Annotated in this window: 33 protein-coding genes and 2 pseudogenes; 12 read left to right on the forward strand and 23 right to left on the reverse strand. The window is 54.1% G+C overall.

Annotated elements, in window-relative coordinates:
- Nucleotides 1-135: 135 nt before the first annotated feature.
- The 4 genes from ACQ86N_RS44010 to ACQ86N_RS44025 are packed head-to-tail and all read left to right on the forward strand — an operon-like array spanning nucleotide 136 to nucleotide 2,470.
- The gene (locus ACQ86N_RS44010; RefSeq protein ID WP_431212586.1) at nucleotides 136-618 is read left to right on the forward strand and encodes a glycosyltransferase; all 483 of its coding nucleotides are present in this window, start codon (nucleotides 136-138) and stop codon (nucleotides 616-618) included.
- Nucleotides 548-1,177, forward strand: coding sequence for a hypothetical protein (locus ACQ86N_RS44015; protein ID WP_431212587.1), 630 nt, complete (start codon nucleotides 548-550; stop codon nucleotides 1,175-1,177). The genes ACQ86N_RS44010 and ACQ86N_RS44015 overlap by 71 nt, the downstream gene beginning before the upstream one ends.
- Nucleotides 1,110-1,388 (forward strand): hypothetical protein, encoded by a 279-nt coding sequence (locus ACQ86N_RS44020; RefSeq protein WP_431212588.1) that lies wholly within the window; start codon nucleotides 1,110-1,112, stop codon nucleotides 1,386-1,388. The genes ACQ86N_RS44015 and ACQ86N_RS44020 overlap by 68 nt, the downstream gene beginning before the upstream one ends.
- Nucleotides 1,385-2,470 (forward strand): ABC transporter permease, encoded by a 1,086-nt coding sequence (locus ACQ86N_RS44025; protein ID WP_431212589.1) that lies wholly within the window; start codon nucleotides 1,385-1,387, stop codon nucleotides 2,468-2,470. The genes ACQ86N_RS44020 and ACQ86N_RS44025 overlap by 4 nt, the downstream gene beginning before the upstream one ends.
- A gap of 132 nt (nucleotides 2,471-2,602) precedes the next feature.
- Here ACQ86N_RS44025 and ACQ86N_RS44030 read toward each other — a convergent pair whose 3' ends face one another.
- Nucleotides 2,603-3,046 (reverse strand): Lrp/AsnC ligand binding domain-containing protein, encoded by a 444-nt coding sequence (locus tag ACQ86N_RS44030; protein ID WP_431212590.1) that lies wholly within the window; start codon nucleotides 3,044-3,046, stop codon nucleotides 2,603-2,605.
- Nucleotides 3,047-3,518: 472 nt separating this feature from the next.
- Here ACQ86N_RS44030 and ACQ86N_RS44035 point away from each other — a divergent pair, with 472 nt between their 5' ends.
- The 4 genes from ACQ86N_RS44035 (at nucleotide 3,519) to ACQ86N_RS44050 (ending at nucleotide 6,350) form a co-directional block, all read left to right on the forward strand.
- Complete coding sequence (locus ACQ86N_RS44035) at nucleotides 3,519-4,871, forward strand: DNA/RNA non-specific endonuclease (RefSeq protein WP_431212591.1); 1,353 nt, start codon at nucleotides 3,519-3,521, stop codon at nucleotides 4,869-4,871.
- 96 nt (nucleotides 4,872-4,967) lie between these two features.
- Nucleotides 4,968-5,819: a tRNA (guanosine(46)-N7)-methyltransferase TrmB gene (gene trmB, locus ACQ86N_RS44040; RefSeq protein WP_431212592.1), complete on the forward strand. Its 852-nt coding sequence runs from the start codon at nucleotides 4,968-4,970 to the stop codon at nucleotides 5,817-5,819.
- A complete protein-coding gene (locus ACQ86N_RS44045) occupies nucleotides 5,816-6,115 on the forward strand; it encodes a DUF5522 domain-containing protein (RefSeq protein WP_431212593.1) in 300 nt (99 codons plus the stop codon). Before trmB ends, ACQ86N_RS44045 begins: the two co-directional genes overlap by 4 nt.
- A gap of 13 nt (nucleotides 6,116-6,128) precedes the next feature.
- Complete coding sequence (locus tag ACQ86N_RS44050) at nucleotides 6,129-6,350, forward strand: MGMT family protein (RefSeq protein ID WP_431217841.1); 222 nt, start codon at nucleotides 6,129-6,131, stop codon at nucleotides 6,348-6,350.
- Between the two features lie 283 nt (nucleotides 6,351-6,633).
- Here the strand turns inward: ACQ86N_RS44050 and ACQ86N_RS44055 are convergent, their stop codons facing one another.
- The 16 genes and pseudogenes from ACQ86N_RS44055 to ACQ86N_RS44130 all read right to left on the reverse strand — a co-directional run bounded on the left by ACQ86N_RS44055 (nucleotide 6,634) and on the right by ACQ86N_RS44130 (nucleotide 15,816).
- Nucleotides 6,634-7,290 carry a DUF420 domain-containing protein gene (locus ACQ86N_RS44055; protein WP_431212594.1) on the reverse strand — a complete coding sequence of 219 codons (657 nt, stop codon included), beginning with the start codon at nucleotides 7,288-7,290 and terminating at the stop codon, nucleotides 6,634-6,636.
- Nucleotides 7,287-7,427 (reverse strand): hypothetical protein, encoded by a 141-nt coding sequence (locus ACQ86N_RS44060; RefSeq protein WP_431212595.1) that lies wholly within the window; start codon nucleotides 7,425-7,427, stop codon nucleotides 7,287-7,289. The genes ACQ86N_RS44055 and ACQ86N_RS44060 overlap by 4 nt, the downstream gene beginning before the upstream one ends.
- Nucleotides 7,411-8,091, reverse strand: a complete 681-nt coding sequence (locus ACQ86N_RS44065; RefSeq protein ID WP_431212596.1) for an SCO family protein — start codon at nucleotides 8,089-8,091, stop codon at nucleotides 7,411-7,413. Before ACQ86N_RS44065 ends, ACQ86N_RS44060 begins: the two co-directional genes overlap by 17 nt.
- Before the next feature lie 84 nt (nucleotides 8,092-8,175).
- Nucleotides 8,176-8,448 carry a cytochrome C oxidase subunit IV family protein gene (locus ACQ86N_RS44070; RefSeq protein ID WP_431212597.1) on the reverse strand — a complete coding sequence of 91 codons (273 nt, stop codon included), beginning with the start codon at nucleotides 8,446-8,448 and terminating at the stop codon, nucleotides 8,176-8,178.
- Complete coding sequence (locus ACQ86N_RS44075) at nucleotides 8,448-8,600, reverse strand: hypothetical protein (RefSeq protein WP_431212598.1); 153 nt, start codon at nucleotides 8,598-8,600, stop codon at nucleotides 8,448-8,450. The genes ACQ86N_RS44070 and ACQ86N_RS44075 overlap by 1 nt, the downstream gene beginning before the upstream one ends.
- A 50-nt stretch (nucleotides 8,601-8,650) precedes the next feature.
- Nucleotides 8,651-9,082, reverse strand: a complete 432-nt coding sequence (locus tag ACQ86N_RS44080) for a cytochrome c oxidase subunit 3 (protein WP_431212599.1) — start codon at nucleotides 9,080-9,082, stop codon at nucleotides 8,651-8,653.
- Nucleotides 9,083-9,087: 5 nt separating this feature from the next.
- Nucleotides 9,088-9,324: a hypothetical protein gene (locus ACQ86N_RS44085; RefSeq protein WP_431212600.1), complete on the reverse strand. Its 237-nt coding sequence runs from the start codon at nucleotides 9,322-9,324 to the stop codon at nucleotides 9,088-9,090.
- A 45-nt stretch (nucleotides 9,325-9,369) separates the two neighbouring features.
- Complete coding sequence (locus tag ACQ86N_RS44090; protein ID WP_431212601.1) at nucleotides 9,370-9,954, reverse strand: cytochrome c oxidase subunit 3; 585 nt, start codon at nucleotides 9,952-9,954, stop codon at nucleotides 9,370-9,372.
- A 144-nt stretch (nucleotides 9,955-10,098) separates the two neighbouring features.
- Nucleotides 10,099-10,374, reverse strand: a complete 276-nt coding sequence (locus ACQ86N_RS44095; protein WP_431212602.1) for a hypothetical protein — start codon at nucleotides 10,372-10,374, stop codon at nucleotides 10,099-10,101.
- Nucleotides 10,358-10,996 (reverse strand): protoheme IX farnesyltransferase, encoded by a 639-nt coding sequence (locus ACQ86N_RS44100; protein WP_431212603.1) that lies wholly within the window; start codon nucleotides 10,994-10,996, stop codon nucleotides 10,358-10,360. Before ACQ86N_RS44100 ends, ACQ86N_RS44095 begins: the two co-directional genes overlap by 17 nt.
- 110 nt (nucleotides 10,997-11,106) lie before the next feature.
- Nucleotides 11,107-12,934 (reverse strand): annotated as a pseudogene (locus ACQ86N_RS44105) (cytochrome c oxidase subunit I).
- Nucleotides 12,935-12,977: 43 nt separating this feature from the next.
- Complete coding sequence (locus tag ACQ86N_RS44110; RefSeq protein ID WP_431212604.1) at nucleotides 12,978-13,163, reverse strand: hypothetical protein; 186 nt, start codon at nucleotides 13,161-13,163, stop codon at nucleotides 12,978-12,980.
- Nucleotides 13,109-13,912, reverse strand: a complete 804-nt coding sequence (locus ACQ86N_RS44115) for a cytochrome c oxidase subunit II (RefSeq protein ID WP_431212605.1) — start codon at nucleotides 13,910-13,912, stop codon at nucleotides 13,109-13,111. The genes ACQ86N_RS44110 and ACQ86N_RS44115 overlap by 55 nt, the downstream gene beginning before the upstream one ends.
- Entirely contained in the window at nucleotides 13,912-14,052 is a 141-nt protein-coding gene (locus ACQ86N_RS44120) for a hypothetical protein (RefSeq protein ID WP_431212606.1), read from the reverse strand. The genes ACQ86N_RS44115 and ACQ86N_RS44120 overlap by 1 nt, the downstream gene beginning before the upstream one ends.
- Before the next feature lie 15 nt (nucleotides 14,053-14,067).
- Nucleotides 14,068-15,288: a quinol:cytochrome C oxidoreductase gene (locus ACQ86N_RS44125; protein WP_431212607.1), complete on the reverse strand. Its 1,221-nt coding sequence runs from the start codon at nucleotides 15,286-15,288 to the stop codon at nucleotides 14,068-14,070.
- A 24-nt stretch (nucleotides 15,289-15,312) separates the two neighbouring features.
- A complete protein-coding gene (locus tag ACQ86N_RS44130; protein WP_431212608.1) occupies nucleotides 15,313-15,816 on the reverse strand; it encodes a c-type cytochrome in 504 nt (167 codons plus the stop codon).
- Nucleotides 15,817-15,830: 14 nt separating this feature from the next.
- Here ACQ86N_RS44130 and ACQ86N_RS44135 point away from each other — a divergent pair, with 14 nt between their 5' ends.
- Complete coding sequence (locus ACQ86N_RS44135) at nucleotides 15,831-16,001, forward strand: hypothetical protein (protein WP_431212609.1); 171 nt, start codon at nucleotides 15,831-15,833, stop codon at nucleotides 15,999-16,001.
- Nucleotides 16,002-16,027: 26 nt separating this feature from the next.
- Here the strand turns inward: ACQ86N_RS44135 and ACQ86N_RS44140 are convergent, their stop codons facing one another.
- From ACQ86N_RS44140 to ACQ86N_RS44165, 6 genes and pseudogenes are all read right to left on the reverse strand, one after another.
- On the reverse strand, nucleotides 16,028-16,618 hold the full coding sequence (locus ACQ86N_RS44140) for a DUF3341 domain-containing protein (protein ID WP_431212610.1): 591 nt from the start codon (nucleotides 16,616-16,618) through the stop codon (nucleotides 16,028-16,030).
- Between the two features lie 60 nt (nucleotides 16,619-16,678).
- A pseudogene (gene nrfD / locus ACQ86N_RS44145) lies at nucleotides 16,679-18,126 on the reverse strand (NrfD/PsrC family molybdoenzyme membrane anchor subunit).
- A gap of 48 nt (nucleotides 18,127-18,174) precedes the next feature.
- On the reverse strand, nucleotides 18,175-20,514 hold the full coding sequence (locus tag ACQ86N_RS44150; protein WP_431212611.1) for a 4Fe-4S dicluster domain-containing protein: 2,340 nt from the start codon (nucleotides 20,512-20,514) through the stop codon (nucleotides 18,175-18,177).
- Complete coding sequence (locus ACQ86N_RS44155) at nucleotides 20,511-21,350, reverse strand: TAT-variant-translocated molybdopterin oxidoreductase (RefSeq protein ID WP_431212612.1); 840 nt, start codon at nucleotides 21,348-21,350, stop codon at nucleotides 20,511-20,513. Before ACQ86N_RS44155 ends, ACQ86N_RS44150 begins: the two co-directional genes overlap by 4 nt.
- 124 nt (nucleotides 21,351-21,474) lie before the next feature.
- Nucleotides 21,475-21,690 (reverse strand): hypothetical protein, encoded by a 216-nt coding sequence (locus ACQ86N_RS44160; RefSeq protein WP_431212613.1) that lies wholly within the window; start codon nucleotides 21,688-21,690, stop codon nucleotides 21,475-21,477.
- A 133-nt stretch (nucleotides 21,691-21,823) separates the two neighbouring features.
- Complete coding sequence (locus ACQ86N_RS44165; RefSeq protein WP_431212614.1) at nucleotides 21,824-22,756, reverse strand: c-type cytochrome; 933 nt, start codon at nucleotides 22,754-22,756, stop codon at nucleotides 21,824-21,826.
- Between the two features lie 245 nt (nucleotides 22,757-23,001).
- Between ACQ86N_RS44165 and ACQ86N_RS44170 the strand changes: the two genes are divergently transcribed.
- From ACQ86N_RS44170 to ACQ86N_RS44180, 3 genes are all read left to right on the forward strand, one after another.
- Nucleotides 23,002-23,613, forward strand: a complete 612-nt coding sequence (locus ACQ86N_RS44170; RefSeq protein WP_431212615.1) for a phosphoribosylglycinamide formyltransferase — start codon at nucleotides 23,002-23,004, stop codon at nucleotides 23,611-23,613.
- A 335-nt stretch (nucleotides 23,614-23,948) separates the two neighbouring features.
- Nucleotides 23,949-24,425 carry a hypothetical protein gene (locus ACQ86N_RS44175; protein WP_431212616.1) on the forward strand — a complete coding sequence of 159 codons (477 nt, stop codon included), beginning with the start codon at nucleotides 23,949-23,951 and terminating at the stop codon, nucleotides 24,423-24,425.
- A gap of 78 nt (nucleotides 24,426-24,503) precedes the next feature.
- Nucleotides 24,504-25,046 (forward strand): hypothetical protein, encoded by a 543-nt coding sequence (locus ACQ86N_RS44180; RefSeq protein WP_431212617.1) that lies wholly within the window; start codon nucleotides 24,504-24,506, stop codon nucleotides 25,044-25,046.
- Nucleotides 25,047-25,224 lie beyond the last annotated feature (178 nt).

The raw sequence follows: 25,224 nt of genomic DNA on the forward strand, positions 1-25,224 counted from the left end.
CTAGATACGCCAATAGTATTCCAACTTTCCAATCAACTGACTGTCATTATATTGCGGTTTTATCGATATCAAATTTTTTCCCAAAACAGGAATTTCTTCCAAAAACGCAGGCATTACTATATTTACTCGTTCATCATGGGTCCTTTATACATTCTTACATTTTTAAGTTGTCTGCTCCTGATCGTTTATGGGCTCCTGATAGTCTGGTATTTCCGGGCCTGGGCCTCGATCCCTCCGGTTGCGCAGCCTGCTGCCTGGAGGACCTGGCGCACCTGGATAACCGTGGTGGTTCCCGCGCGGAATGAGGAGGAGAATATCCTTCGATGTCTCGACTCGCTGGCGGCTCAGTCCTATCCGAAGCATTTGTATGAGGTCATCGTCGTAGACGACCATTCCACGGATGGTACGGTGGAGCTGGTTGAGGCGTTTGGCGGTCGGGCTGGCGACCTCACGATAAGATGTATTCGCCTGTCTGAGCAGGAAGGGGCCAGGACGGCGCATAAAAAATGGGCGATCGAATCGGGTATAAGGCTCGCCCGGGGGCAGCTTGATCGTCGCCACGGACGCCGATTGCACGGCGGAGCGCGACTGGCTGGCGGCTATAGCGGCTTGTTATGAGGACAGGGGCGCGAAGTTTATAGCGGCGCCGGTGCGGATTGCTTCTGAGCCGGGGCATATTCTCGGGGACCCTACTGATCATCCCGGTCTTCAGGCCCGGACCACCGAAGGTTCACGGCCTCCCCGCGGTCCACGATCCCACGGCCTTCTGCCGATCTTCCAGACCCTGGACTTCATTACCCTCCAGGGCATCACCGGCGCGGCCGTATACCGCCGGGTCCATTCGATGTGCAACGGCGCCAATCTGGCCTACGAAAAGTCGGCATTCGAAGAGGTCGGCGGATTCAGCGGCATCGACTCCATTCCATCCGGCGACGACATGCTGCTGATGCACAAGATCTATTCCATGTATCCCCAAAAGGTGTTCTTCCTGAAGGACCGCCACGCCGTCGTCACGACGCGGCCACAGTCCAACTGGTCCGGGTTCCTGCATCAGCGGGTCCGATGGGCGAAGCAAGGCAGACCGGTACGACGACAAGCGGATCTTTTGGGTGCTGCTGCTGGTATATCTGGTCAACCTGCTGTTTGCGGGACTTTTCGTCGCAGCCTTCTGGAATAGCTGGTGGCTATGGATATTATTGCTGCTGCTGATCGCAAAGACGGCCGTGGAATATCCTTTTGTCCGGTCTGTTGCGGGCTTTTTCGGACAACAACGATTGATGGTGTATTTTGCGGTCTTACAGCCCATTCATATCCTTTATACCATCGTGGTCGGCTGGCTCGGGAAGTTCGGCAGCTACCGGTGGAAGGGCAGAAAAATAAGTAAATGACAAACACCCGCACACATATCGGTAAACGCCTGCTTCGCAACAAAGGAACGCTGTTCGGGCTCATCGTCATCGGCTTGTCGGTCCTTGTGTCGATCGTCGTCTATTTCATCGCCCCCGACCCTTCGCCAAATGCCAACCGCATCGTCGTGGAGATCGGCGGCCGCCCGCCGGGATTCCGCCAGACGTTCCTGCTTTTGCCCAAAGAGCGTGTACAGGCGCCGGTATCTTTCTTTAGCCGGTTGTTCAACGGCAGAGAGGACGCTTTCGACTATATCCCCATCAATAGTTATTCGGTGCAGGGGGACAGCCTCATCGTTCAAAAGTTCGTCGACGAAGGGGTAGCCGAGAGAAGGGCGTGGTTGACGGGCGGCTCCGCCCCGATCCTGAAAAACTACCGGATAAAAACCCAAACCTTCTGGGTGGGCACCGACAAATACGGCCGGGACATTCTAAGTCGGTTGCTCATCGGCGTTAGAGTAAGTCTTGCCGTGGGGCTGGTAACGGTGCTGCTTTCTCTCAGCGTAGGCGTACTGCTGGGGGCGCTCGCCGGCTATTTCAGGGGACGGGTGGACGAGATGATCCTCTGGCTGGTCAACGTCATCTGGAGTATCCCGACGCTGCTGCTGGTCTTCGCCATCATGCTGGTACTCGGAAAGGGCTTCTGGCAGGTCTTTATTGCCATAGGCCTTACGCTGTGGGTCAACGTCGCGCGGATCGTCCGCGGTCAGGTGATGGCCGTGCGGGAGAGGGAGTACGTGGAGGCAGCGCGGGCCCTGGGCTATTCCCATAGCCGCATTCTGTTCAGGCATATCCTTCCCAACGTGATGGGACCCGTATGGGTCGTAGCCGCGTCCAATTTTGCGTCGGCCATCGTGATCGAAGCGGGTCTCAGCTTTCTCGGAGTGGGAGTTCAGCCGCCGCAGCCAAGCTGGGGGCTGATGATCAAGGAGAACTATAATTTCATTATTACGCACAATCCAATGCTGGCGCTCGCGCCCGGTCTGGCGATTATGCTGCTGGTGCTGGCGTTCAACCTGCTGGGGAATGGACTAAGGGATGTGCTGGTAGGCTCAAGGGGCTAACTACTAAATTTTCGCCCTTTCGCCTACCGGCTAATGGTGGGCCTTCGGGCAGCGGACTTGTGGTCCGCTTTGGTGAGAGTGTGGAAGGCGGCACGCGCACGGGGATTGCGCCGCCCGTGAGGTCGGGGAAAACTACTCTTTAAAAACTTGTACGTTGCGCGTAAAGCTCTCATCAAGAGAGATAAAGGTCTCGGTCCGTTCGATCCCCTTTATCTTTTGCAGCTCGTCATGCAGAACAGACCGCAGCTGATTGATGTCTTTACAAACTATCTCCGCAAACATGCTGTAATTGCCCGTCGTATAATTGAGGCGGACGATTTCGGGTATCTTTTGCAGCTCCCGGGCGACACTGTCATAGAGCGAGCTCTTTTCAAGGAAGATGCCTATGAACGCAATTACGTCGTAACCAAGCTGTTTCAGATCAACGTGCAATTTTGTACCTTTGACGACGGATAGCTCCTGCAGCTTCTTGATGCGGACATGGATCGTACCTCCCGAAACGAACAGTTTCTTACCCAATTCAGCATAAGATATCTCGGCATTCTCCATCATTTCATGGATTATCTGTAAATCCAATTTGTCGAGATTCAATTTTACGGCCATCTTGAATATAGTTTTTGAATTTTCTCTACAGTGTATTGCAAATATTTGAATAAAATTGAAAATACAAAAATTTTTATTGAAAAACTACAAACATTTCCAGCATTTCTTTAATTTTACTTCATCAAGCCGATAGCCGGTCACCGACCGGTTCCCGGTCACTCACTGTGGAGTGATGAAATTTGGCAGACATGCCCTCTTGTCTCGGGGGTGGGGAATCTGGGATAAACATAGTGTAATGCCGGATCCGACCAACATCGGGTTCGACTGGGGTTGACCACCGCACATTGCGCTACTGCTAACTACCCCGTGGAGGTTCGAATCCTTCCTCTACAGCATCAGAAAGCCCCGCGTTATGCGGGGTTTTTGTTTTGGGTCCTAATAATATTCCAGTAACATATCTTTCCTTTCTTCGTGGTGACCATCATTTAACCAAACATCCTCCGATATGCGCCACAAACAGTATTATCTGACCCTCCTCTTCACCGGCTGTTTCTTCGCCTCCTGTTTCAAGCAAATGTCGCCGCGCGTTGTGCAGGCGCCGTCGACGACGGCCCGCACCACCGGGGTGGAGCTCGCCGCGGTGCAAAGCCTTTTTGAGAACTTCGAGACCGGCAGCAAGACTGCGTATGCCGCGGGTAGTGTGAACTTCTCCACCGGTTCCTGGACCCTTACCGACGCGCTCGTCGGCACCAGCGCCTCCGACGCAAAGGACGGCAGCCAATCCATCCGCGTCCGTAACACCGGCATCATCAGCATGAATTTCGACGTCACCACTGGCGCCAGTACCGTGACAGTGAAGCATGCCGTATATGGAACCGACGGCTCATCGACCTGGGGCCTGTGGGTTTCCGCCGACGGCGGCGCGACTTATTCGCAGTCAGGCCCAGCCGTTACCAGCAGCAGCACCAGCCTCGCGACGGCGACCTTTACGGTCAACGCGGCCGGCACACTGCGGTTCGATATCCGTAAGATCAGCGGCGGAACAAATCGTATCAATATCGACGACATCACGATCAACAGCAGCGCCGGTGGCGGCGGAACGGCCAGCGACAACTCCAACCTCCTGCTCGGCAATCCCAGTGGCGCGACCAACAGTATTTCCAATCCCGACAACTATCTCTACGACCTCGGCTATTATATCGAGTCCTACAACCGCGACCGCGGCGAACCCAACTGGGTCAGCTGGTATGTAGGCGATACCTCTCTCGGTTCGATCGACAGGTCCAACGACTTCCGGCCCGACCCCAATCTCCCGACGGGCTGGTACGAAGTGCCCGCAACCGCATATTCCGGTTCGGGTTTTGACCGCGGCCACAACTGCCCTTCCGGAGACCGTACAAACACGACGGCAGCCAATCAGGCCACCTTCCTTATGGATAACATGATCCCGCAGGCGCCCAACAACAACGAGCACACCTGGGCCAACCTCGAAGCCTATGGCCGGACGCTGGTCGCCGCCGGCAATGAGATCTATGTGGTCATGGGCAGCTATGGTTCGGGCGGGACCGGCTCGGGCGGCAGTGCAAGTACCGTCGACAACGGCAGGGTAGCGGTACCCGCACAGATCTGGAAGGTTATCGTCGTCCTTGCAAAGGGTAACAGCGACCTCAGCCGTATCACGACCAGCACAAGGGTCATAGCCGTCAACACCCCCAATATCAACACTATCAGCACCGACTGGACACAGTATATCTGTACCGTAAAGGACATCGAGAACGCAACGGGCTACACGCTACTGTCCAACGTCCCCGCCAACATCCGGAGCGTCCTGGAGACCAAAAAAGATGCCGGCAACTAATCGCGGTACCGCCGGTCATGGGCGCAGGCCGCCGACCAACGCCACTCCCAGTCCCGCTCCGACGGGACTGGGTTTTTTATTTACCTTTGCCCTCTTATGGGTCAGAAAAAGCTCATCCGATTTGAAGCGATCAAGAATTTCCCCAACGTCCTCCAGTACCCCGAAGGAATGGCCGGTCAGTGGGCAAAATTTTATAAGAACGACCAGCCCCTGACACTGGAGCTGGCCTGCGGGAAAGGCGAATACACGGTGGGCCTCGCGCGGATGTACCCTCACCGGAATTTCCTTGGTGTCGACATGAAGGGCAATCGCATCTATATCGGGGCAAAAAAGAGCCTGCAGGAGAACATCGCGAACGCAGCTTTTTTGCGTACGCATATCGACAAGATCGCGACCTATTTTGACAAAGGCGAGGTGGCGGAGATATGGCTGACCTTTCCGGACCCGCAGCTTCGCAAATCCCGTTTTACGCGCCGGCTGACCCATCCCAAATTCATCCGCCTCTATCAGCAGATCCTCAAACCCGGCGGATGCATCCACCTGAAGACCGATTCCCCAATTCTCTATCAGTTCACAAAATGGGTGATCGACATGTATCACCTGACCTTGCTGGAGGATTCCGACAATGTTCATGCGGAACCCGATTCCGTAAAAGACGAGCTGAAAATAAACACCCACTACGAAAACCTGGATATTGCTCAGAGCGGCCGGATACACTATCTCAGTTTTGCTGTGCCGGAAGGGCCGCTGCCTGCGGACCTGGATGGAGTGTTGCACGAGCGGGTAAAGAACGAGGAACCGACGCCTCCCGAAAGAGTAAGACCTCCGCGGAATCAGGGTGCCGGACCTGTGGGTGAGGGCACCGGCCCCTTCGGTCAGAGCATCGGACCTGTGGATCAGGCCACCGGCCCCGTGGGTGAGGCCGCACCGAATACACCCAATAAATGAAACAGCTGCAGGAAGGTATCGATTTCTATTTCAATGAACAGGGCCTGATGGTCCTGACGGCCAAATACCATCTGGAAAGGGGATATTGCTGCGGCAATGGCTGCAAACACTGCCCTTTCAACTACGAACGCGTCGGCGAACCGCGTCGCTCGCAGCTGATCGCACAACAACAACAAAATGCCACCGAAAAAAGAAGACCGCGAATAAGGCTGCGCGTAGCGCCACGGCCCGCGAAAAGCTCGCCTCTGTCAAGCCTTCGGGCGGCAGGGACGACTCTTTTTCGACCTTGTCCATGAGGTAGCGCGACAGATACCCCGCGGGCGCGTCACCTCCTACGGCGCCATCGCTGCCTGTCTCGGCACGCGCCTCTCGGCACGAATGGTCGGATGGGCCATGCTTAGCGCGCACCAGGTGCAAAAACCCGTTCCCGCTCACCGCGTAGTCAACCGGGTTGGACTGCTAACGGGTAAACATCATTATAATCCCCAGGAAGAATGCAGGAGTTGCTGGAAAAAGAAGGCGTGGTCGTAAAGAACGACAAGGTCGTGAATTTTGCCCAGTTGTTCTGGGACCCCGCGAAAGAATTGTAAACCAGCATCGCGTGACCGCCGATAGCCGGCCCGCCTCGTGAACCACGGAACTCCGAGGGGTCGGCAGGATGCCTGAACCACGAAACCTGGGCGGATGGCCCGCCTCGTGAACCACGCAGACCGTATGAACCGTCAGCGTCGACGACGTGAACCGTGAGAACTACTGAATCCCCGCGGGCGGGCTACCTGAACCGCGGGTCGACGACGTTGAACCGCTGGCCCCCTCAATAATACGGACTGATCATCACGTACACCACAACCCCCGTAACCGCGACATACAGCCACATCGGCCAGGTGATCCTGGCCAACTTCCGGTGCTTGTCGAACTTCTCCTGGTACGCGCGCTGCAGGGTAAACAGCACGAAAGGAATAATGATCCCAGAAAGGATGATATGGGAAGAGAGAATAAAATAATAGATATACCTCGCCACACCCGCCTGCTGTTTCTCCGGCTCGCTCAACAACCCGTCATGGTTCAGATCGCCGAAACGAACGGAAGGATTCGACGCGTGGTAAATAATATAAGAGACGAGAAATATGGAACTCAGGGTGATCGCCACCCAGTTGGCCCGCCGGTGTGCCTTTACCTGTCCGTTACGAATAAAGTAAAGACTCGCGAGCAGCAGGATCGCCGTACTGGAGTTCAGGACCGCGTGAAACAACGGCAACACCCGGGTATTAAAGCCAAAATCAATTTTTGCCTGCGGAACCAGGATCAAAAAAGCCACCGCCGCCGGAATAGCAATCGACACCACGATGATCGCCTTTGTAAAGTTAAACTCGCGTGAACCTTGTGAACCACCGGACCCTACAGAACCGCGCGAACCACGTGAACCACCAGACCCGACCGGACCACGTGAACCAACAGAAACCTCATTCATATCATTTCTTTTTTACTTTTCCTACTAAAATAAACCACCCCGACCACGACCAGCAGCATGATCACAGCGATCGGGATCATCAACGGCCTTAGCTCGCTAAATGCCGTCGATTTCTTCTTTTTATCCTTCTCCAGCATAATGAACACCAGGTCGTCGGCCAGCCGTGCAACCGCCGCGGTATCCGTACCATGATAGTACCCGCGGATGACCCTGTCCTTGTCCAGCAGCGCAATATAGTCCGTATGAACAAAATTGGAATCGACGCTCACGCTGTCCTGGAGCCCCAGTTTTTAGCTCGTTGAGGGCAAAATCATAGATCGTCCTCTTTGGGCCGGTCAGCAGCCACCATACGTCCGGATTGATCCCGTATTTGTCCGCATATTTTTTGATCACCGGCACGGAATCGTGCGCCGGGTCCACCGTCAGCGACAGGAACTGCACAAAGGTAGTATCAATACCCTTCATATTGTCCCTCAGCTTGAGCCCGTCCTGAAGATGACGCATATTTGTGGTCAGGATCGGACAAATACTTGCGCAGTGGGTAAAGAAAAAGTCGATGATGACCACCTTCCCCTTCAGCTGGTCGAGCGAAACGGTCTGTCCCAGCTGGTTTTGCAGCGTGAGGTTCGCCACTTTGTGCCAAACGGTATCCGTGACCTCCTTTCCATCCTGCATCTTCGTCACCACCGAATCCGGAAAATAGCGCCCCGGCATAGCCACTCCGTACTGTCTCGCGATCATGTAAAAGAACAGGGGTATCGCCACCGCTATACATATCGCCAATAATGCCTTCTTACTCACTGTCTGTATAATTAAAAAAGAACCACCGCAAGCAGCGATGGTTCCCGTAATTTATTTTCTGTTGATCCGGACTCAGGCTCTGCCTTAGTCTTGCTGTCCGGGTTTCTTCGCTGCGGGTTCTTCTCTCGGCGGAGCCTTGATCAGGTTCTGCTCGGAGTGGTGCTTGTCATAACGGTTGCGCAGTTCGCGGTAGGAATTGCCATCCCAAAGGAACGCAATGATGAACCATACGAAAAGCAGCGCCGGCACCGCGATGGTCATGATCATGTTTTTGATCTCATGACGAAGGTGCATGAACTCCGCGATGATATAGAATGCCTTGGCGCAGGTCAGGATCAGATAAAGGCCATTCAGCACTAACTTGGGGGGAAACCCGTTTTCAGGTGAATGGTCGCCAGCACCAACTCGACCATGGTGATGCCCAGCAGGATCCAGAAGGTTCTCCAGATCGGCCTGGTGTCGAAATGCGCTTCTGCAACGTGACCGGGAGGTGTTTCGATATGAGCCATATACTTATAAGTTATTAGTCGTTAAGAAATGTGCACAGGTCTTTCAGAGACTAGAGCAGATAAAAACAGGTGAACACGAATACCCAAACCAGATCTACAAAGTGCCAGTACAGACCAGCCTTCTCAATCATGAGATAGTGACCGCGCCTGGCGAAGTCGCCACGCAGGTTCTTGATCAGCATGATGATATTGATCACCACCCCCGAGAATACGTGGAAACCGTGGAAGCCCGTGATCGTAAAGAAGAAGTTGGTAAAGTTGGTAGAGGCTACAGAACCGTCCGCATTGGGGAAGGGGTTTCTTCCCCACCATGCGTGCTCACCGTGCAGGTGCGTCCATTCCCAGGCCTGACAGCCGAGGAACATCAGACCGCCGATAATCGTCAGGATCATATATTTGGTAACGCTCTTCTGGTCGTTGTTGTGACCGGCAGCCACGGCCAGTACCATGGTGACAGAGCTGGCGATCAGTATAAAAGTCATCAGGCTCACGAATACCAGGGCAGGTTCGTTTCGCCCATCAGCGGAAACGCCTTGAAAACTTCATTCGGGTCGGGCCAGCCATTGCTGGAGAAACGGATCGTGCCGTAGGAGATCAGAAAAGCGCCAAAGGTAAAGGCATCACTCATCAGAAAATACCACATCATCAGCTTCCCATACTCCACATTGAAGGGGCTCTTCCCGCCACTCCACCATTTCTGACCTGCCGGTACTGCTTGTGCCATGTTGTTAATTTGTTGGTTTGTAAAGATATTTAACTAAACTGAATATTATTTTATGGCCATAAAGAAAATGAACAGGTAGATCCACAACAGGTCCACGAAATGCCAGTACGTGCTCATCAGCTCGACGGGTACGGCATTATAACTGCGTACCCTCGAAGCGAATGCTTTTCCAAACATCACCACCAATGCAACTATCCCGCCCAGCACGTGCAGACCGTGAAGACCCGCGATAATATACAAGAACTGTCCGCCTCCCGAACCCCTCAGCGTGATCCCCGTGTGCCAGATCTGTCTAAACCCGGTCCACTGCAGGACTACGAAAAGGATCCCCAATATTGCCGTAGTGGTCAGAAGATTGCGATAACGCAGCATCTCCCTGTCCCTAAAAGCTTTTAATGCCATTTGTATCGTCAGGCTGCTCACCAGAATGACCACCGTCGAATACCAGAATGCCTTCGGGATCTCGAATGTCGTCCAGTTCGGCTGATCCCTCTTCACTACATAAGCACTGGTCAGACCGGCAAACATCATGATAATGCTGCCCAGCGCCACCCATAAGGTAAACTTATGGGGATGTATCTTTTTTCGTTGTTCGTTCACTGTCTGCTTTCCTTCAATTGTTTGTATCATACTCATTCTCCCCGTTTTTTCCGCGTGAATCGCGGAATCTTTATCCGGGCTCCGTCTCGCGGCGCGAACCGCGTGAACCGTCAGCGGTCGGACTTCCTCCGGCCTGAACCGCGGAATCCCGAAGGCCCCGGCCCTCACAGGCGGCTAGCCCATCTTATTCGCCAATAACGCCAGCAACACCACCGGCAGATATATATAACTCCCAAACATCACCCTCCTCGCGGCCTTGACCGTCATCTCACGGTAGAGCCTCACACATATCCCAACCATAAACAAATTAGCGATCAGCACGACTACCATACTCACCAGACCGCTCATCCCCGTGAAATAGGGCAGCACACCTACCGGCAACAACAACAGCGAATAGATGATCGCCTGTATCGCGGAGTATTTTGTCGGCCCCTCATTGGACGGCAGCAACTTGAACCCCGCCGCCGTATAGTCCTTGTGCGCGATCCAGGCAATCGCCCAGAAGCTGGGGGAACTGCCAGAAGAACTGCAGCGCGAAAAGTACCCAGCCGCCGGCGCTCAGATCGTCGTTCCCCGCCGCCCAGCCGATAAGACAGGGCAGGCTCCCGGGAATCGCCCCAACAAGCACCGAGATCGAGCTGACCTTCTTCAGCGGCGTATAGATAAAAGCATATACAAAAAGACTGAAAGCCGCCAGTGCGGCCGTCAGAAAATTGAAATGCCAGAGGATCAAAACGCCACCGACACCCGCCAGCACGGCAAATGTCGTCGCCTCCTGCACGCTCATCCTACCCGAAGCCACAGGCCGGTTGGCCGTCCGCTTCATCATCGCGTCGGTATCCTTCTCCACGATCTGGTTGATCGTATTGGCGGCGCCGGTAACCAGCAGACCACCCAGGAAGAAGAGACCGATCGCCGCCCAGTCGAACTCCTTCACTTTCGGTGCCAGCAAATAACTGATCAACGCAGAGAACACGACCATGAAGCTGAGGTTGAACTTGATCAGCAGTTTGTAATCCTGCAGTTTGCCGGCAAATTTTAAAGAACTAGGTTGCTTCACGGTCTCCTCCATATCAATTTATTTTCTTCAAGCGAAGGAACGCCTGCGGCGTTCCTTTTCCCATATTTTTTTCGCGCTGCGCGCGTGAATCGGCCCTTTACATTCTTCGAACTCAGGTCTATTTAATGGGCCGATTCATTAGAGCCCAACGGCTCCGTCTGCGGGATAAAATCACGTCCATCCTTCGCATAGTCATAAGGCCAGCGATGAACTTCGGGGATCTCACCAGGCCAGTTGCCGTGTCCGGGACGAATAGGCGCCGTCCACTCCAGCGTCGTAGAACCCCATGGGTTTCTCGACATTACCCTTCTGCCCTTGAAGATGGAATAGAAGAAGTTGAAGACGAACAGCAGCTGCACCGCAAAAACGATGATCGCCACGGTCGAGATGAAACGGTTCAGGCCACCGAACTGGTTAAAGGAAAGCCAGTTGCTATAGTCGAGATAGCGACGGGGCATCCCGGCAAGACCTTCATAGTGCATCGGCCAGAAGATCAGATAGGCGCCGATCAGCGTGATCCAGAAGTGAATATAGGCCAGTACATTGTTCATATATCGGCCGTACATCTTCGGGAACCAGTGATAGATGCCTGCGAACATACCCAGTATCCCCGACACACCCATTACGATATGGAAGTGGGCGATAACAAAGTACGTATCGTGCAGCTGGATATCCAGCGTAGAGTTACCAAGGAAGATACCTGTCAGACCGCCGGAGATAAAGGTGGACACGAATCCAATGGCGAACAGCATCGCCGGTGTAAACCGGATATTGCCCCTCCACAGCGTCGTCAGCCAGTTGAACACCTTAATGGCCGAAGGCACGGCGATCAGCAGGGTCAGCAGTACGAATACGGAACCCAGGAAAGGATTCAGACCCGTAACGAACATATGGTGCGCCCATACCAGGAAGGCGAGGATCGCGATCGCAAACATCGAACCAACCATCGCGATATAACCGAAGATCGGCTTGCGGGAATTGACCGACATTACTTCGGATACCAGACCCATCGCAGGCAGAATGATGATATATACTTCGGGGTGACCCAGGAACCAGAACAGATGCTGGTAGAGGATCGCGCTGCCGCCTTCGTTCGGCAGAGCCTTGCCGGTCGTAGCTAAAAAGATATCGGAAAGATAGAAGCTCGTACCACCGTGACGGTCGAACAGCAGCAGGATGAAGCCGGACAGCAGTACAGGGAAAGAAAGTACACCCAGGATCGCCGTAAAGAACAGCGCCCAGATCGTCAGCGGCAGCCGCGTCATGCTCATCCCCTTCGTACGAAGGTTGAGAACGGTAGAGATATAGTTCAGACCACCGAGCAGGGACGAGACGACGAACATGGCCATCGAAATGATCCAGAGGTCCATACCCGTCTTCGAGCCCTCGGACGCGTCACCCAGCGCACTGAGGGGCGGGTAAGAGGTCCATCCGCCGCTGGCGGGACCGGTCTCGATGAAGAGGGAAGACAGCATCACTACGCTGGCGCCGAGGAAGAACCAGTACGACAGCATATTCAGCATGGGAGACGCCATGTCGCGGGCGCCGATCTGCAGGGGTATGAGGAAGTTGGCGAACGTTCCGCTGAGACCACCCGTCAACACGAAGAATACCAGGATGGTACCGTGCATGGTCACGAGCGCATAGTAGAACTCGGGCTGGATCTGACCGCCCTTGGCCCACTTGCTGCCCGAGGATGTCCTCGAGGAACTGGAAGTGCGCGTCGGGATAACCCAGCTGAAGACGGAACAGCACAGACATCAGGCCACCGATGATAGCCCAGATCATCCCAGTGATCAGGAACTGCTTGGAGATCATCTTGTGGTCCTGGCTGAACACATATTTTGTAATGAACGTCTCCTTATGATGGTGTACACCGTGCTCGTCATGATGCGCGTCATGGGAGGTGTGTATATCAGGATGTCCGTGTAAGGTTGCTTCGTTGCTCATTAGAAAACTTTTTATGGATACTCTATACTACTCTTATTCTTTTTTATTTGGCAATGCTCGCCGTAGCCGCAGGCGCCGGTACGGTCAGCGCTGCCTTCGTGCTGTCGGCGGTTTTGGCGGGAGCCGCACTCGGGTCCTTGTCAGGAAAAACCTGGACGTAGTTTGGCTTCTGCTTCAGCAGCCACAGCTTGTATTCGTCTTCCGTGACGACTTTGATGATCGCCCGCATGGTGTAGTGGCCGCGGCCGCACGTCTGGTCACAGGAGAGCTCGTATTCAAAGTCGGAGGTTGCCCAGCTTCTTCTTCATTTCGTCCGTCGTGTGACTTCGGCACAAACCACAGCGTGGTCGGCGTACCGGGCACGGCGTCCATCTTCTGACGGAACTGTACCAGACCTACGTCATGGATCACGTCGCGGGAGTTGATGATCAGCTTTACGGCCTGGTCCTTTACGATATACATTTCATTGCCGACAACGACGTCGTCGTGCGCATTCGGGTCGTCCCATATCAGACCGAGGGAGTTGTTGTCCTTGTCGCTGATATTCTGATAGTATTTTTTACCGAAGACCTTGTCTTTACCGGGGTAGCGGAAGATCCAGCCGAACTGTTTGCCCGTCACTTCGACCTGCAGCGCGTTCTCGGGGGCGTCGCCGGTGATACGGAACCAGTAGAACAGACCAAAACCAACCAGCACCGTCAGCGCGATAGCGGGAACTACCGTCCAGATGACTTCCAGGCGGTTGTCATGCGGGAAATAGTGGGCTTGCCTTTTTTCTGAATACTGGTACTTGTATGCGAACCAGAACAGCAGGATCTGAGTGATCACAAATACAACGCCCGTGATCGCAATGGTGATATAGAGCATGGTGTCGATCTGCTCGCCGTGTTTGGAGGCGGACTCGCCGAGGATCTTACCCCTGAAGAGCTCGTTGCACCACCAGCAACCGATGAGCCCGAGCACGAGGAACACGATCATCAGGAAGCCATTGACACGGTTGTTCGCTTCGAAATTCTTTTTTCTCCTTTCAATACACCGACATACTCACTGGCCTTCGCGATCTGGAAGGTGATCAGGAAGCCGAAAAACAGGATCAGTAACAGAAAAAACGTTGACATGGTATTAAAAAGATTTTAAGTATGATGGATAATACTTTCTTTCAGTAAAGGATGGTTTCTTTCCAGCAGCGGGAACTTCGCCAGAACCCTTCCTGTCTGCCACATGATCAGCCCTACAAATCCGAGTGCGATACCGAAGTCGAACAGGTTCATAGGTACGTGGTCCTTGCTCGTCGAGCCGAAGACCATCTGGTAGAGGTCGAGCCAGTGACCGAACACCAAAAGTACGGACATAAATGTTACTGTAGTCCAGTTCCGCTTGGCGCCGCGGCTCATGAAGATCAGCAGCGGAGCCAGGAAGTTGATTACCAGGTTCAGGTAGAAGATGCCCTGATATGCCCCGACAAAACGGGTCTTGAAATATACCGTCTCTTCCGAAATATTCGCGTACCAGATCAGCATGAACTGGTCGAACCACAGATAGGTCCAAAAGATCGAAAAAGCGAACTGGAACTTGCCAAGGTCGTGCAGGTGCTCTTCGTTGACCAGCTCGAGATAGCCCTGGTTCTTCAGGAAAATGACGAACAGCGTGATCAGTGCTATACCGGAAACGAAGGTCGAGGCGAACGTATACCAGCTGTACATGGTGGAGAACCAGTGAGCGTCGAGGCTCATCAGCCACAGCCACGGAGTAACGGAAGCCACGGTCAGTCCGAACCAAACGATATATACTGCGGCCCAGATAGTAGTTTTGAACATGAACTTCCTTCCTTGCTCTACGTTTAGCGGAGTACTGTCGATCGAACGGGAGAGCGCACGCAGTTTCCAGCCGAGCACGATCCACAGACCGATGGTGAGGATCGTATATACAGTAAAGAATCCGACGCTCAGGAAGCCGCTTTTGCCGAGCAGGACCTCGTCTTTCGCAACGACGCTTTTATCCAGCCACTGATAAATGGTAGCCTTTCCTCCGAACACGATGCACATCAGGATCACGAAGGTGATCGTGCCGATGGGAATGACGCTGGCGGCGATCGCCTCGGTCACGCGGCGGAAGGCCATCTGAAAGCCACCCCACGCCAGTGTTGTTGCAGCAAAGAAGAACATCGCAGCATTCACGATCAAAAGGAAATATACGCTATTCTGCAAAAGCGCCGACCAGAAACGGGTCCCCTCGCCATGCGTACCATAGAGTGCAAATCCAACGATCAGGGAAAGTACTCCGACCGCCATCAACCCCATAGACCACTTCTTATATCGGCCGGGTATTTCAAAATGTTCTTTAAAGGATGCCATTCGACAAAGATTTAAATGTGTTCGTTATTTTTTTGCTGCTGTTGAGTCGGATTTTGTTGCTGCGGCGGCCGATGTAGCGTGGCCATCCGCCGGACCGCCCGCGCCGCTCTGACTTGCGGCGCCTGTCCGGCTTCCTCCCGATTGCTTCGACTTGATATATGCGATCACCATCCAGCGCTGTTTGGTATTGATCTGGGAAGCATAGCTGCCCATCTTGTTCTTACCATAGGTAACGGAGTAGAACATCTGTCCTTCCGGCATCGACTCATACTTGGCGTCGCCTACCAGCGTAGCGGGCTTGGCGGGGAAAGGACCATCGCCGCCCTTGTACAGCGGGCCATTGCCGTCCAGCTTGGGACCGTGGCAGATGCCGCAGTTGACCAGGTAAAGCCGCTCGGCCTCCACCGTATCCATCGAGGTCAGAGGATTCTTTATCTGACGGGAAGCAAAATAGTTGGTCGTGTCGCCGTCCTTGTCTTTGGGCAGGCCAAACGGGAACAGCTCGCCGCGCTTGATAGTGCCCGGCACGGGGTATTGCTGAAATGAATACCCTGTTTCAGCCACTCGGCCTTTTGCTCTTCAGTGACAGAGTAGGTCTCGACGGCGCGGCTATACGCCATATCCGGCATATAGATCTTGCCTGGATCGCGCTGAACACCGCCGCAGCTGACGGCAAGTACTACAACTATTACAATGGACGATGCTATGAGTAACTTTTTCATGCTTTATATGCTTAAGCTTACGCTAATACACTTCCTTCTTTTTGAAATGGGGTTTTATCCTTGGCATAGGAGCCCAGCCACCAGCCTGTTTCCGCCATCTGCGTATTGATGCCCGTAGCACCTACGCTCTGCAGGAATGCGGTCACCTCGGCTTCGCTGGTCTTGTCCGAACACTCGATGACCATCGTGAACTGGTCGTCCGTGCTCCTCAGGTTGAAATGGTGCTTGCGTACGAACGGCGCCATCTGGCAGAGATAGCAAAAGGTCAGCACCATCCCGACGGCCGAGAACAAAACCGTCAGTTCGAATGTAATGGGTATCCACGCCGGCAGATCGAAGTGGGATTTACCACCGATATTGACGGGCCAGTCGCTGTTGAAGACCCAGCCGATCCCGCTGAGAGCCGTCGTAGTCCCCGTAATGCCGTAGATGAAACCGGCGGTATGCAGAGAGGTATCCCTCAGGCCCAACGCATGGTCGAGGCCGTGGATCGGCATCGGCGTATATACGTCATGGATCTTGTAGCCCGCGGAACGAACCTTCTTGATGGCCGGGAACAGCACTTCTTCGTCTGTAAAAATGCCAACAACAAATTTTTTAACTGCCATACTATTTAGCTTTTAGCTCTTGTTATTTAAAATCTGCCGCCTGCGCGGCAACGGACTGCCCTAGTGCGCGTGTGTGTGCTCGTGTGCAAACTCCTCTATAGACTGGGCTGTCAGATGATCCATCTTGTCCTTATAGCTTTCACCGGATTTCTTCAGGATATGCTTGATCTCGGCAACCGCGATAACCGGGAAGAACTTCGAGAACAGGAAATAACAGGTGAAGAACAGACCGAAGGTACCGACGTAGAAACCGATCTCCCAGATGGACGGAGCATAGTAGGTGGACCAGCTGGACGGCAGGTAGTCGCGGTAGATGGACGTTACGATGATCACGAAGCGCTCGAACCACATACCTACGTTCACCAGTACCGACATAAAGAAGGTGACGGTGATATTGCGGCGCATCTTGCGGAACCAGAAGATCTGGGGCGAAAGAACGTTACAGCCCATCATCAGGTAGTAGCTCCAGCCGTAAGGACTGAAGATGTTGACCCTGTTCTGAGCGAAGGCCCAGTTCTCGAATTTATTCTGACCGTACCAGGAGATGAACAGTTCGGTCAGGTAGGCGATGCCTACGATCGAACCGGTCAGTACGATAACCTTGTTCATTACTTCGATGTGCTCGATGGTGATATAGTCCTTCAGGTTGAGCACCTTCCTCGTGACCAGCAGCAGGGTCTGCACCATGGCGAAACCGGAGAAGATGGCGCCCGCAACGAAATAGGGGGGAAGATGGTCGTATGCCAGCCGGGGATGACCGAGGTCGCGAAGTCAAAGGATACTATCGTGTGTACCGAAAGTACCAGCGGGGTACTGAGACCGGCGAGTACAAGGGAGAGGGCTTCGTGGCGCTGCCAGTGCTTGGCGGAGCCGGACCAGCCGAATGCCGCGACGCCGTAGAACGCCTTTCGCCATTTCAGTTTGGCGCGGTCACGAACCGTTGCCAGGTCGGGCAGCAGACCCGTATACCAGAACAGCAGAGATACAGTAAAGTACGTCGAGATAGCGAATACGTCCCAGAGCAGCGGCGAGTTGAAGTTGGGCCACAGCGGTCCGCGCGTGTTGGGGTAAGGCATGATGAAGAAGCAGAGCCATACGCGACCCATGTGCCAGATCGGAAACTGCCCCGCACACATAACGGCGAAGATGGTCATGGCTTCCGCGGCGCGGTTTACACCCGTACGCCAGCCCTGGCGGAACAGCAGAAGGATGGCAGAGATCAGCGTTCCGGCGTGACCGATACCGACCCACCAGACGAAGTTGGTGATATCCCAGCCCCAGCCGATGGTCCTGTTCAGGTTCCACTGACCGACACCATAGATGACCTGCGTGGTTACCGATATAATGCCGAACGCAAGACACGCCACGGCGACTATAAAGCCTATCCACCAGCTACGGGTCGGAGCGGCCTCGATCGGGCGTATGATGTCTTCCGTGACCTGGTGATAATCCTTTGTTCCATCTACCAGCGGGGCTCTTACCTGTGATTCGTACCTTAATGATGCCATATTATTTCAAGCTTTTTCTATGATCACTAATTTTATTAAGAATGCTTTTCAGCGGGAGCGGCCTTCTCCTCTTCCTTCTCGGCTCCATAGGCGGCTTCCGTGTGACGGACCTTGGCCAGATAGCTGACGTTGGGAAGGGTGTGTACCTCTTCGATGACGCCGTAGATTCTCCTCGAGTTCTCGACGCGGGTTTTGCTGATCAGGCTCTTGCTGTCGTTGACGTTGCCGAAGACGATGGCGTCCGTAGGACATGCCTGCTGGCAGGCGGTCTGGACGTCGACCATGTCCTGGAGTACGCGGTCTTCTCTCTTCGCCTTCAGCTTGCCTTCCTGGCAGCGCTGGATACAGAAGGAGCATTTCTCCATCACACCACGGCTGCGGACTACGACGTCGGGGTTCAGCACCATGCGCGTCAGTTCGTCGGTCATCTGGAAGATAACGGGGTCGAGCTTGCCGACCGTCGACTGGTCCCTGGTTGTTCGGGAAGCTGTCGGCGCCGGTGTAGTCCGCCCAGTTGAAACGGCGCACTTTATAGGGACAGTTATTGGCGCAATACCGGGTACCGATACAGCGGTTGTAGGCCATCTGGTTGATGCCTTCCGAGCTGTGGTTGGTAGCGTTCACCGGACAAACGTTCTCGCAGGGAGCGTTGTCGCAGTGCTGGCAGAGCATCGGCTGGAAGACCACCTGGACGTCGTCCGGGTTGTCCAGCTTGCCGCCGGGTGTAGAGTAGTAGCGGTCGATACGCAGCCAGTGCATGTCGTGGAAACGCATCACCTCGCTCTTTCCGACCATCGGAACGTTGTTCTCTGCATGACAGGCTACCACGCAGGCGCCGCAGCCAAAGCAGGTGTTCATATCGATCGACATACCCCACTTGATGCCGGGCTTGTCGTAGATGGGATAGAGTGTACCTTCTTTTTCGAAGTTCTCGATGCCGCCATAAGGTTTCAGTTCCTTTTCCCGCTCTTCCTTCACTACCTCGGGGTTCTTTTTGAACTCGTCCAGTGTTAGTTCGCGGACCACCTCTTCACGGCCTTCGTAGCCGAAGTGGGTCTGCGTTATCGCTACCTTGAACTTTTCTTTTGTATCCTCGAAGCTCGCGTCGGTGCCGAACCAATCCGTAGTCGTGCCATTGAAGCTGAGTAGCGGGAAGGCGTTCTTGCCAACTCCTGCGGCGGCGCGGCCGATATTGGCGGCTGTATTTTCAGCCTTGGCGCTCTGACGGCCAAAGCCGACGGCGATACCGATGACTTCGTTATGTGTGCCGGGAACGATCACCGCGGGAAGAGAGATCTCTTTTCCGTTGACCTTTACCTTGATGACCTGCTTCTCGGGATATACTTCGTAGCCGTCGGACTGGCGGCGGTCGGAGAGGTCGAGTTTCCGTGTCTTCTTTGCAAATTCGGGGCTGACGATCGCGTAGTTGTCCCAGGTTGCGCGGGTCAGGGGATCGGGCAGTTCCAGCAGCCAGGGGTTGTTGCCCTGTGTGCCTACGCCGAGCGATACCTTTTGGTAGAGGACCACTTCGTATGCTCCGCCTTTCTTCGCGGAAGCAAGTGCGGCGGCTGCGGCGCCGAGGCTGCCGGCATTGAAGCTGGCGCCGGCTACGGCAGGAGCCGTTGCGGGCTCTACCACACCATCCTGCAGGGCTTTCTCGTAGGCTTCCGTGCCGCCGAGCTTGCCGATCCAGTATTGTTTGAAGAATGCTTCATAAGTAGTGCTGTTGCCACTCCATTTCATCAGGGTCTCTTCGAAAGCCCTGGTCTTGAAGAGGGGAGCGATGGTTGGCTGGAGGAAGGAATAGTAGCCGGGTTTCGCTTCCGTGTCACCCCAGCTCTCCAGGAAGTGCGGTGCGGGCAGGGCGAATTTCACCAGCTCGGTGGTCTCGTCCATACGTTCGTTGAAGGAGACGGAGACCTTTGTCTTCTGCAGGCCGGCTTTGAACTTGTCGGCTGCATAGAAGTCGTAAGCGGGGTTTACGCCATAGATCAGCAGCGCTCCGACCTTTCCGTCGTTGAGGTCGCTGACCAGCTGATTCATATCTCCGTCGAGGCCCTGGCGGGTCATAAGGGGCAGCGCCCAGTCGACCGTTGTGCCGTTGGCTCCGATGGCTTCGTTGATCGCGTTGACGATCACCTGAACATTCTTGTCGTTGCTGCCGCTGACGACCAGGGCCTTGCCCTTGTTTTCGCTCAGCTCTTTTGCAGCTTTGGCGATACCGGCCTTGATGTTCTCGGGAACGGCAGGAGCGGTAACCGAACCACCCAGTGCGGCCAGCAGGGCGAGGGCTACGGCGCCGGTCTCAGAAGGACGGTGCGTAAAGCGCTCGTCGGCGTTGGCGCCGGTGACGGAAAGCAGGCTTTCGAACTGGAAGAGCTTGCTCATCTCCGGGTTTTTCTCGTCGATCCTTCTTCCCTTGGCGAAGTCCGCGCTGAACTGCTCGGGCGCCAGCCGGTACCGAGGAAATCGGCGCCAAGGCTCACGACGACCTTTGCGTTGTCGAACCGGTAGGAAGGGATCACCCTCTTACCGAAGGAGGCTTCGGAAGCCAGCAGGATGCCGCTGTAGGTGTCGGCGTCATACTGTACGTGGCGGCTGCCGGAATATTTCGCGAGGAACTCTGTGATGACCTGTTTGGTAGTCGGAGAAGTGATGGTACCGGTAAGGAGTACCACCGGGCCGCCAGCGGCAGCCAGTGCATCCCCAACCAATTTATCGAATGCTTCAAAAGTGCTTACTTCCTGTGCTTTGCCGTCCGCGATCTGTACGGGGAAGCGGAGGCGGGCGGTATCATACAGGTCCAGGACCGAAGCCTGTACCCGGGCAGAAGCGGCACCCCTGCTGGCCCCGGCAAGCGTATTTCCTTCCAGCTTGATGGGACGGCCGTCGCGAACCTTGGCGACAACGGGAACTACGTCCCCGCCGATCGTGTAGGTCGTGGCATAATAATCGGCAACGCCGGGAATGGTATTCTCCGGCTTATTGAGATAGGGGACTACGTGGCGAACGGGCATTTCGCAGCTGGCGGCCAGGGTAGCGGCGGCCGTGGAAAAGCCCAAATATTTAAGAAAGTCCCTGCGGGGTGTCTTGGCGTCGAGCAATCCTTTTCCATCCAGGCCTTCCAACGGTAAACTCTCGTTGAATTCGTCTTCCGTCGATTTCTGAAACGCTTCGCTGTTATTGCGCTCTCCGAAACTTTGCCAGTATTTTTTGTCGCTCATAGCTGAGAAGTTAAGCTAGACCCCATCTCCGGGATAAGTACCGGATAGCTTTAGGGGGCTTGTATTTTATATGATATATAATTCTTCCAATTCTTTTCTTGTCTCCGGGTCAGCGGAGGGGAGATTAGTAGTGGCATTTCTGACACTCGGTACCACCGATGTTTTCCACAGTCACGCTGTCCATCTTCCCGCTCTTCAGGTCCTTGTGGAACTTCTCGTAGATGCTGTAGAACTTGTTCCCGTTGTTGCCTGTGCTGTCGGGGAAATTGACCTTCGTGGTACGGTGACAGTTGATACACCAGCCCATGCTCAGGGGAGCGAACTGTTTTACTTCATCCATCTCCTGGATAGGACCGTGGCAGGTCTGGCACTGTACCTTGCCGGCCTTTGTGTGCTGGGCGTGGCTGAAGAATACGTGGTCAGGCAGGCTGTGGATCTTGATCCATTCAACGGGCTTGGCGGTAGCTGTATTGCTAGCGGCTGGTTTTGGGATCGTAGCCGGTGTAGGAGTACAGTTTGTTGATCTCGGCGGTTCCGTCGACCTCGCTGCCGTCTTCGCGGTACAGTTTGGGGCCGTGGGTATAGTCGTTGATCGCTGCGTGGCAGTTCATACAGACGTTCAGCGGCGGTACCGTAGCGTGTTTGGAGTCCAGCGCGTTGCTGTGACAATATAAACAGCTCACCTGGTTGATACCGGCGTGAACCTTGTGGGAGTAGAAGATCGGCTGCTCCGGCTGATAGCCCTGCTGGCGTCCCAGGCCGATAGCGCCCTGAACTACGCAGTAGCCGAAAAGCAGGAATACGACGAGGATCCCAAAAGAGATATAGACTTTATTTCTCCAGAAAGGAACCGGCTCGGAGGAGGGAATGCCTTCCTTGTCGTCGGAGAGTTTTTTCAGGCTGCTGTTCACCTGGAGCAGGACGAACATGATGACAGCGAGAATTAATGAAAGGATACCATAGAGGAGCGTGTTGTCGCTCTCCTGGTTCTGGGATTCGGGCGATTTGCCGTCCACCGCTGTCGTTTGGCCGCCACCGCCGGGAGGCGTTGCCGTTTCCACATACTTGAGGATGGCGTCGATCTCTCCATCGCTCAGTCCGGGAAAGGTGTTCATCGGAGTCTTGTTGAACTTCACGAAGAGATCGTTGAAGTACTTGTTCCCCGTAGCCAGGACTTTCTGGTTGTTGTGAATCCACTCGTGCAGCAGCTTCGTATCCGTCACCCTCGACGTAACTCCTTTCAGAGCAGGGCCGGTGATGTCTTTAAAAGGGCTGTGACACGAAGCACAATTTGTTTGGAATAACGCCTTACCATCCTGAGCAAATGAAGTATTTCCTAGTAGAACCAGAGAGGGGAGGAGGATACTGAAAATTAACGCTCTAACAATTCGTCTATGGTTGATCATATATACAATATGTTGTATAAATGTGGAAAAATCTCCTTAACAGGTTGCAAAAATAAGTCAGGATTTTAACAATATATCAACATGCGAAAAATTTTTTCCCGCTGTGGGCGTGGATTTCAGCGAATTACGCCAAATCGCCGTGACCTTCTGTCATAGTAGTGTCAAGTACCCTCCGAACAAAAAACGAGTTTCAAATTCCACGGTCTTCGGCGCTAAAATACAAGGCAGTGCAGTAGTTTTGACCAATGAAGAAGATCGCCATTTTCGCCAGCGGGGCGGGGTCCAATGCCGCAAAAATTATAGAATACTTTCAATATAACAAGGGCATCAGGGTGAGCCTCATCGTCTGTAACAAGCCCACGGCGGGGTTCTGGACATCGCCGCCAGTGGCGGGCATACCGGTCCTGCTTATTGAAAAGGAGAACTTCTTCCGTGGCTCCGCCTATCTCGGCGAGCTCGGCGAGCTCGGGATCGACTTCATCGTACTGGCCGGCTTTCTGTGGAAGATACCGGCAGCCCTGGTAAAAGCCTATCCCGGCAGGATCATCAATATCCACCCTGCACTACTGCCCAAATACGGAGGAAAGGGGATGTACGGTCATTTCGTACACGAGGCGGTGGTCCAGGCAAAGGAGACCCATACGGGGATTACCATTCACTATGTGGACGAGTTCTATGATCATGGGCAGATCATCTTCCAGGAAAAAGTGGAAGTTTCGCCCGACGATACGCCGGAAGCCGTGGCACAGAAAGTGCACCGGCTGGAGCATGAGCATTTTCCACGGATAATAGAGGCCGTGATCGAGGGGGCTGGCGGGCAGCCAAAGAATGCGACCGGTCTGCCAAATCATCGTTAAAAATTCAACCGGCAGCGCCAGTTAGCCGTTTGATAATTAATATTATCACCTAAAAATTAGCCTTTGTCTTTTTTTACCCATAAGCTCCTGCCGGTCGCCTTATCTTTCTTTCTTGTTTTCGTCGGCAGCGAGGCCCGGGCCCAGATCACCATACACGGTACCGTATATAATATGTACCGGACCAAACCCTCGACGGGGTCAGCGTCCTGACCACTTCGGGACGGGGTACTGCCACGGACTCCCTGGGTAACTACTCCATAACGGTCGCCGGTCTCGACGACTCTGTCTATTTCTCCTATCTCGGCCAGTCCACGGCCCGCTATCCGGTGAGGTCGATGAATTTTTATAATGGCTTCGACATTGCCCTGCACGTGGATCCGGTGGAGATGAAAGCCGTAAAAGTCATGCCACGGAGCTATCACAACGACTCCTTGCAGAACCGGCAGGACTATGCTAAGATCTTCAATTTCAAAAAGCCGGGTTTCAAGATCGCGGGGGCCAACCCTGACGGAGCGGGGGCGGGTGTCGACCTGGACGAGCTGATCAATGTGTTCCGCTTTGGAAGGACTAAGCGGATCCAGGCGTTCCAGCGAAGGCTGGTGGAGGAGGAGCAGGACAAATACGTCGACCACAGATTTAACAGGTCGCTGGTGCTGAAGGTTACGCATCTGCAGGGCGATACGCTCGACGCTTTTATGGCGAAGTACCGGCCGTCGTACGACTTCTGTCAGCGGGCCACGGACTATGACCTGATGGATTATATCAAGCTCGCGTTTAAGGAATACCAGAAGGACCGCAAGGAGAGACCGTGAACCATTGACTTTCCCTGCGATCCCCTCTTGAACCACGCGGTTCACGATCCTCTTTTTATATTTGCCAAAAACCCAACAATGGACCAACTAACGCTCGGTATCGGGACACGTCTTCAGCACACCCAGTTCGGGCCGGGGGTGATCGTCGGAGTAAGGTACGCCGTCTACCTCATCAGTTTTATTCACCACGGTATAAAGGAGGTCGACAAGAACGACAGCCATCTGGACGAGATATTGCCGGAGAATGTAACGGAAGAAATAGAGACCCATTCGGAAATGGAGAAGTCGTTGCTGAAGATACTTCGTCTCTGGGGCGGGCAGCAGGAGGTCGTCGCTCTTGGCGACAAGTGGAAGGGCGGCATCATGGTTCTGCAGCCCGGCGACAAGACCGTAAAGCCGAAGGAAGTTCCGGTCGAGGCCTTCTTTCACAAGATAGTGATGGCCCGTGACCGCCTCCGTGTGCTGGAACAACAGATCAACGGACACAAGAGCCTCAGCGACGAAGACAAGATCAATTTACAACAATATATAACGCGTATCTATGGCTCGTTTACGACGTTCAACGTATTGTTTAAAAATAAAGAGCACTGGTTTGTAGGGGAGAAGGGGGCAGGGGAGTAGAAACGTGAACCGTCGATCCCGTCGCGTGAACCATCAAATTAATTGGAGAAAAATGCCGGTGGGGAGTAAGTAAGATCTTATAGGACGTCAAGAAAAACCTCCCTTTGAGGGGGAGGTTGCCCTAATCAGTTCCATAACCATTAAACCTTATCCTATTTACATAAAGATATGTAATCTT

Source organism: Puia sp. P3, from assembly GCF_050632245.1.
In the GTDB taxonomy this organism is placed as follows: Bacteria; Bacteroidota; Bacteroidia; order Chitinophagales; family Chitinophagaceae; genus Puia.

What these genes read in the sequence shown, in the direction of transcription:
- ACQ86N_RS44010 (WP_431212586.1), top strand. Translation starts at nt 136, where the DNA reads ATGGGTCCTTTATACATTCTTACATTTTTAAGTTGTCTGCTCCTGATC.
- ACQ86N_RS44025 (WP_431212589.1), top strand. Translation starts at nt 1,385, where the DNA reads ATGACAAACACCCGCACACATATCGGTAAACGCCTGCTTCGCAACAAA.
- ACQ86N_RS44035 (WP_431212591.1), top strand. Translation starts at nt 3,519, where the DNA reads ATGCGCCACAAACAGTATTATCTGACCCTCCTCTTCACCGGCTGTTTC.
- trmB (WP_431212592.1), top strand. Translation starts at nt 4,968, where the DNA reads ATGGGTCAGAAAAAGCTCATCCGATTTGAAGCGATCAAGAATTTCCCC.
- ACQ86N_RS44045 (WP_431212593.1), top strand. Translation starts at nt 5,816, where the DNA reads ATGAAACAGCTGCAGGAAGGTATCGATTTCTATTTCAATGAACAGGGC.
- ACQ86N_RS44055 (WP_431212594.1), bottom strand. Translation starts at nt 7,290, where the DNA reads ATGAATGAGGTTTCTGTTGGTTCACGTGGTCCGGTCGGGTCTGGTGGT.
- ACQ86N_RS44060 (WP_431212595.1), bottom strand. Translation starts at nt 7,427, where the DNA reads ATGCTGGAGAAGGATAAAAAGAAGAAATCGACGGCATTTAGCGAGCTA.
- ACQ86N_RS44075 (WP_431212598.1), bottom strand. Translation starts at nt 8,600, where the DNA reads ATGGCTCATATCGAAACACCTCCCGGTCACGTTGCAGAAGCGCATTTC.
- ACQ86N_RS44080 (WP_431212599.1), bottom strand. Translation starts at nt 9,082, where the DNA reads ATGACTTTTATACTGATCGCCAGCTCTGTCACCATGGTACTGGCCGTG.
- ACQ86N_RS44085 (WP_431212600.1), bottom strand. Translation starts at nt 9,324, where the DNA reads ATGGCACAAGCAGTACCGGCAGGTCAGAAATGGTGGAGTGGCGGGAAG.
- ACQ86N_RS44090 (WP_431212601.1), bottom strand. Translation starts at nt 9,954, where the DNA reads ATGATACAAACAATTGAAGGAAAGCAGACAGTGAACGAACAACGAAAA.
- ACQ86N_RS44100 (WP_431212603.1), bottom strand. Translation starts at nt 10,996, where the DNA reads ATGGAGGAGACCGTGAAGCAACCTAGTTCTTTAAAATTTGCCGGCAAA.
- ACQ86N_RS44110 (WP_431212604.1), bottom strand. Translation starts at nt 13,163, where the DNA reads ATGCGGGCGATCATCAAAGTCGTCACGGAAGACGAATACAAGCTGTGG.
- ACQ86N_RS44115 (WP_431212605.1), bottom strand. Translation starts at nt 13,912, where the DNA reads ATGATCGTGTTCCTCGTGCTCGGGCTCATCGGTTGCTGGTGGTGCAAC.
- ACQ86N_RS44120 (WP_431212606.1), bottom strand. Translation starts at nt 14,052, where the DNA reads ATGTCAACGTTTTTTCTGTTACTGATCCTGTTTTTCGGCTTCCTGATC.
- ACQ86N_RS44125 (WP_431212607.1), bottom strand. Translation starts at nt 15,288, where the DNA reads ATGGCATCCTTTAAAGAACATTTTGAAATACCCGGCCGATATAAGAAG.
- ACQ86N_RS44135 (WP_431212609.1), top strand. Translation starts at nt 15,831, where the DNA reads ATGAATACCCTGTTTCAGCCACTCGGCCTTTTGCTCTTCAGTGACAGA.
- ACQ86N_RS44140 (WP_431212610.1), bottom strand. Translation starts at nt 16,618, where the DNA reads ATGGCAGTTAAAAAATTTGTTGTTGGCATTTTTACAGACGAAGAAGTG.
- ACQ86N_RS44150 (WP_431212611.1), bottom strand. Translation starts at nt 20,514, where the DNA reads ATGAGCAAGCTCTTCCAGTTCGAAAGCCTGCTTTCCGTCACCGGCGCC.
- ACQ86N_RS44155 (WP_431212612.1), bottom strand. Translation starts at nt 21,350, where the DNA reads ATGAGCGACAAAAAATACTGGCAAAGTTTCGGAGAGCGCAATAACAGC.
- ACQ86N_RS44160 (WP_431212613.1), bottom strand. Translation starts at nt 21,690, where the DNA reads ATGGATGAAGTAAAACAGTTCGCTCCCCTGAGCATGGGCTGGTGTATC.
- ACQ86N_RS44165 (WP_431212614.1), bottom strand. Translation starts at nt 22,756, where the DNA reads ATGATCAACCATAGACGAATTGTTAGAGCGTTAATTTTCAGTATCCTC.
- ACQ86N_RS44170 (WP_431212615.1), top strand. Translation starts at nt 23,002, where the DNA reads ATGAAGAAGATCGCCATTTTCGCCAGCGGGGCGGGGTCCAATGCCGCA.
- ACQ86N_RS44175 (WP_431212616.1), top strand. Translation starts at nt 23,949, where the DNA reads ATGAATTTTTATAATGGCTTCGACATTGCCCTGCACGTGGATCCGGTG.
- ACQ86N_RS44180 (WP_431212617.1), top strand. Translation starts at nt 24,504, where the DNA reads ATGGACCAACTAACGCTCGGTATCGGGACACGTCTTCAGCACACCCAG.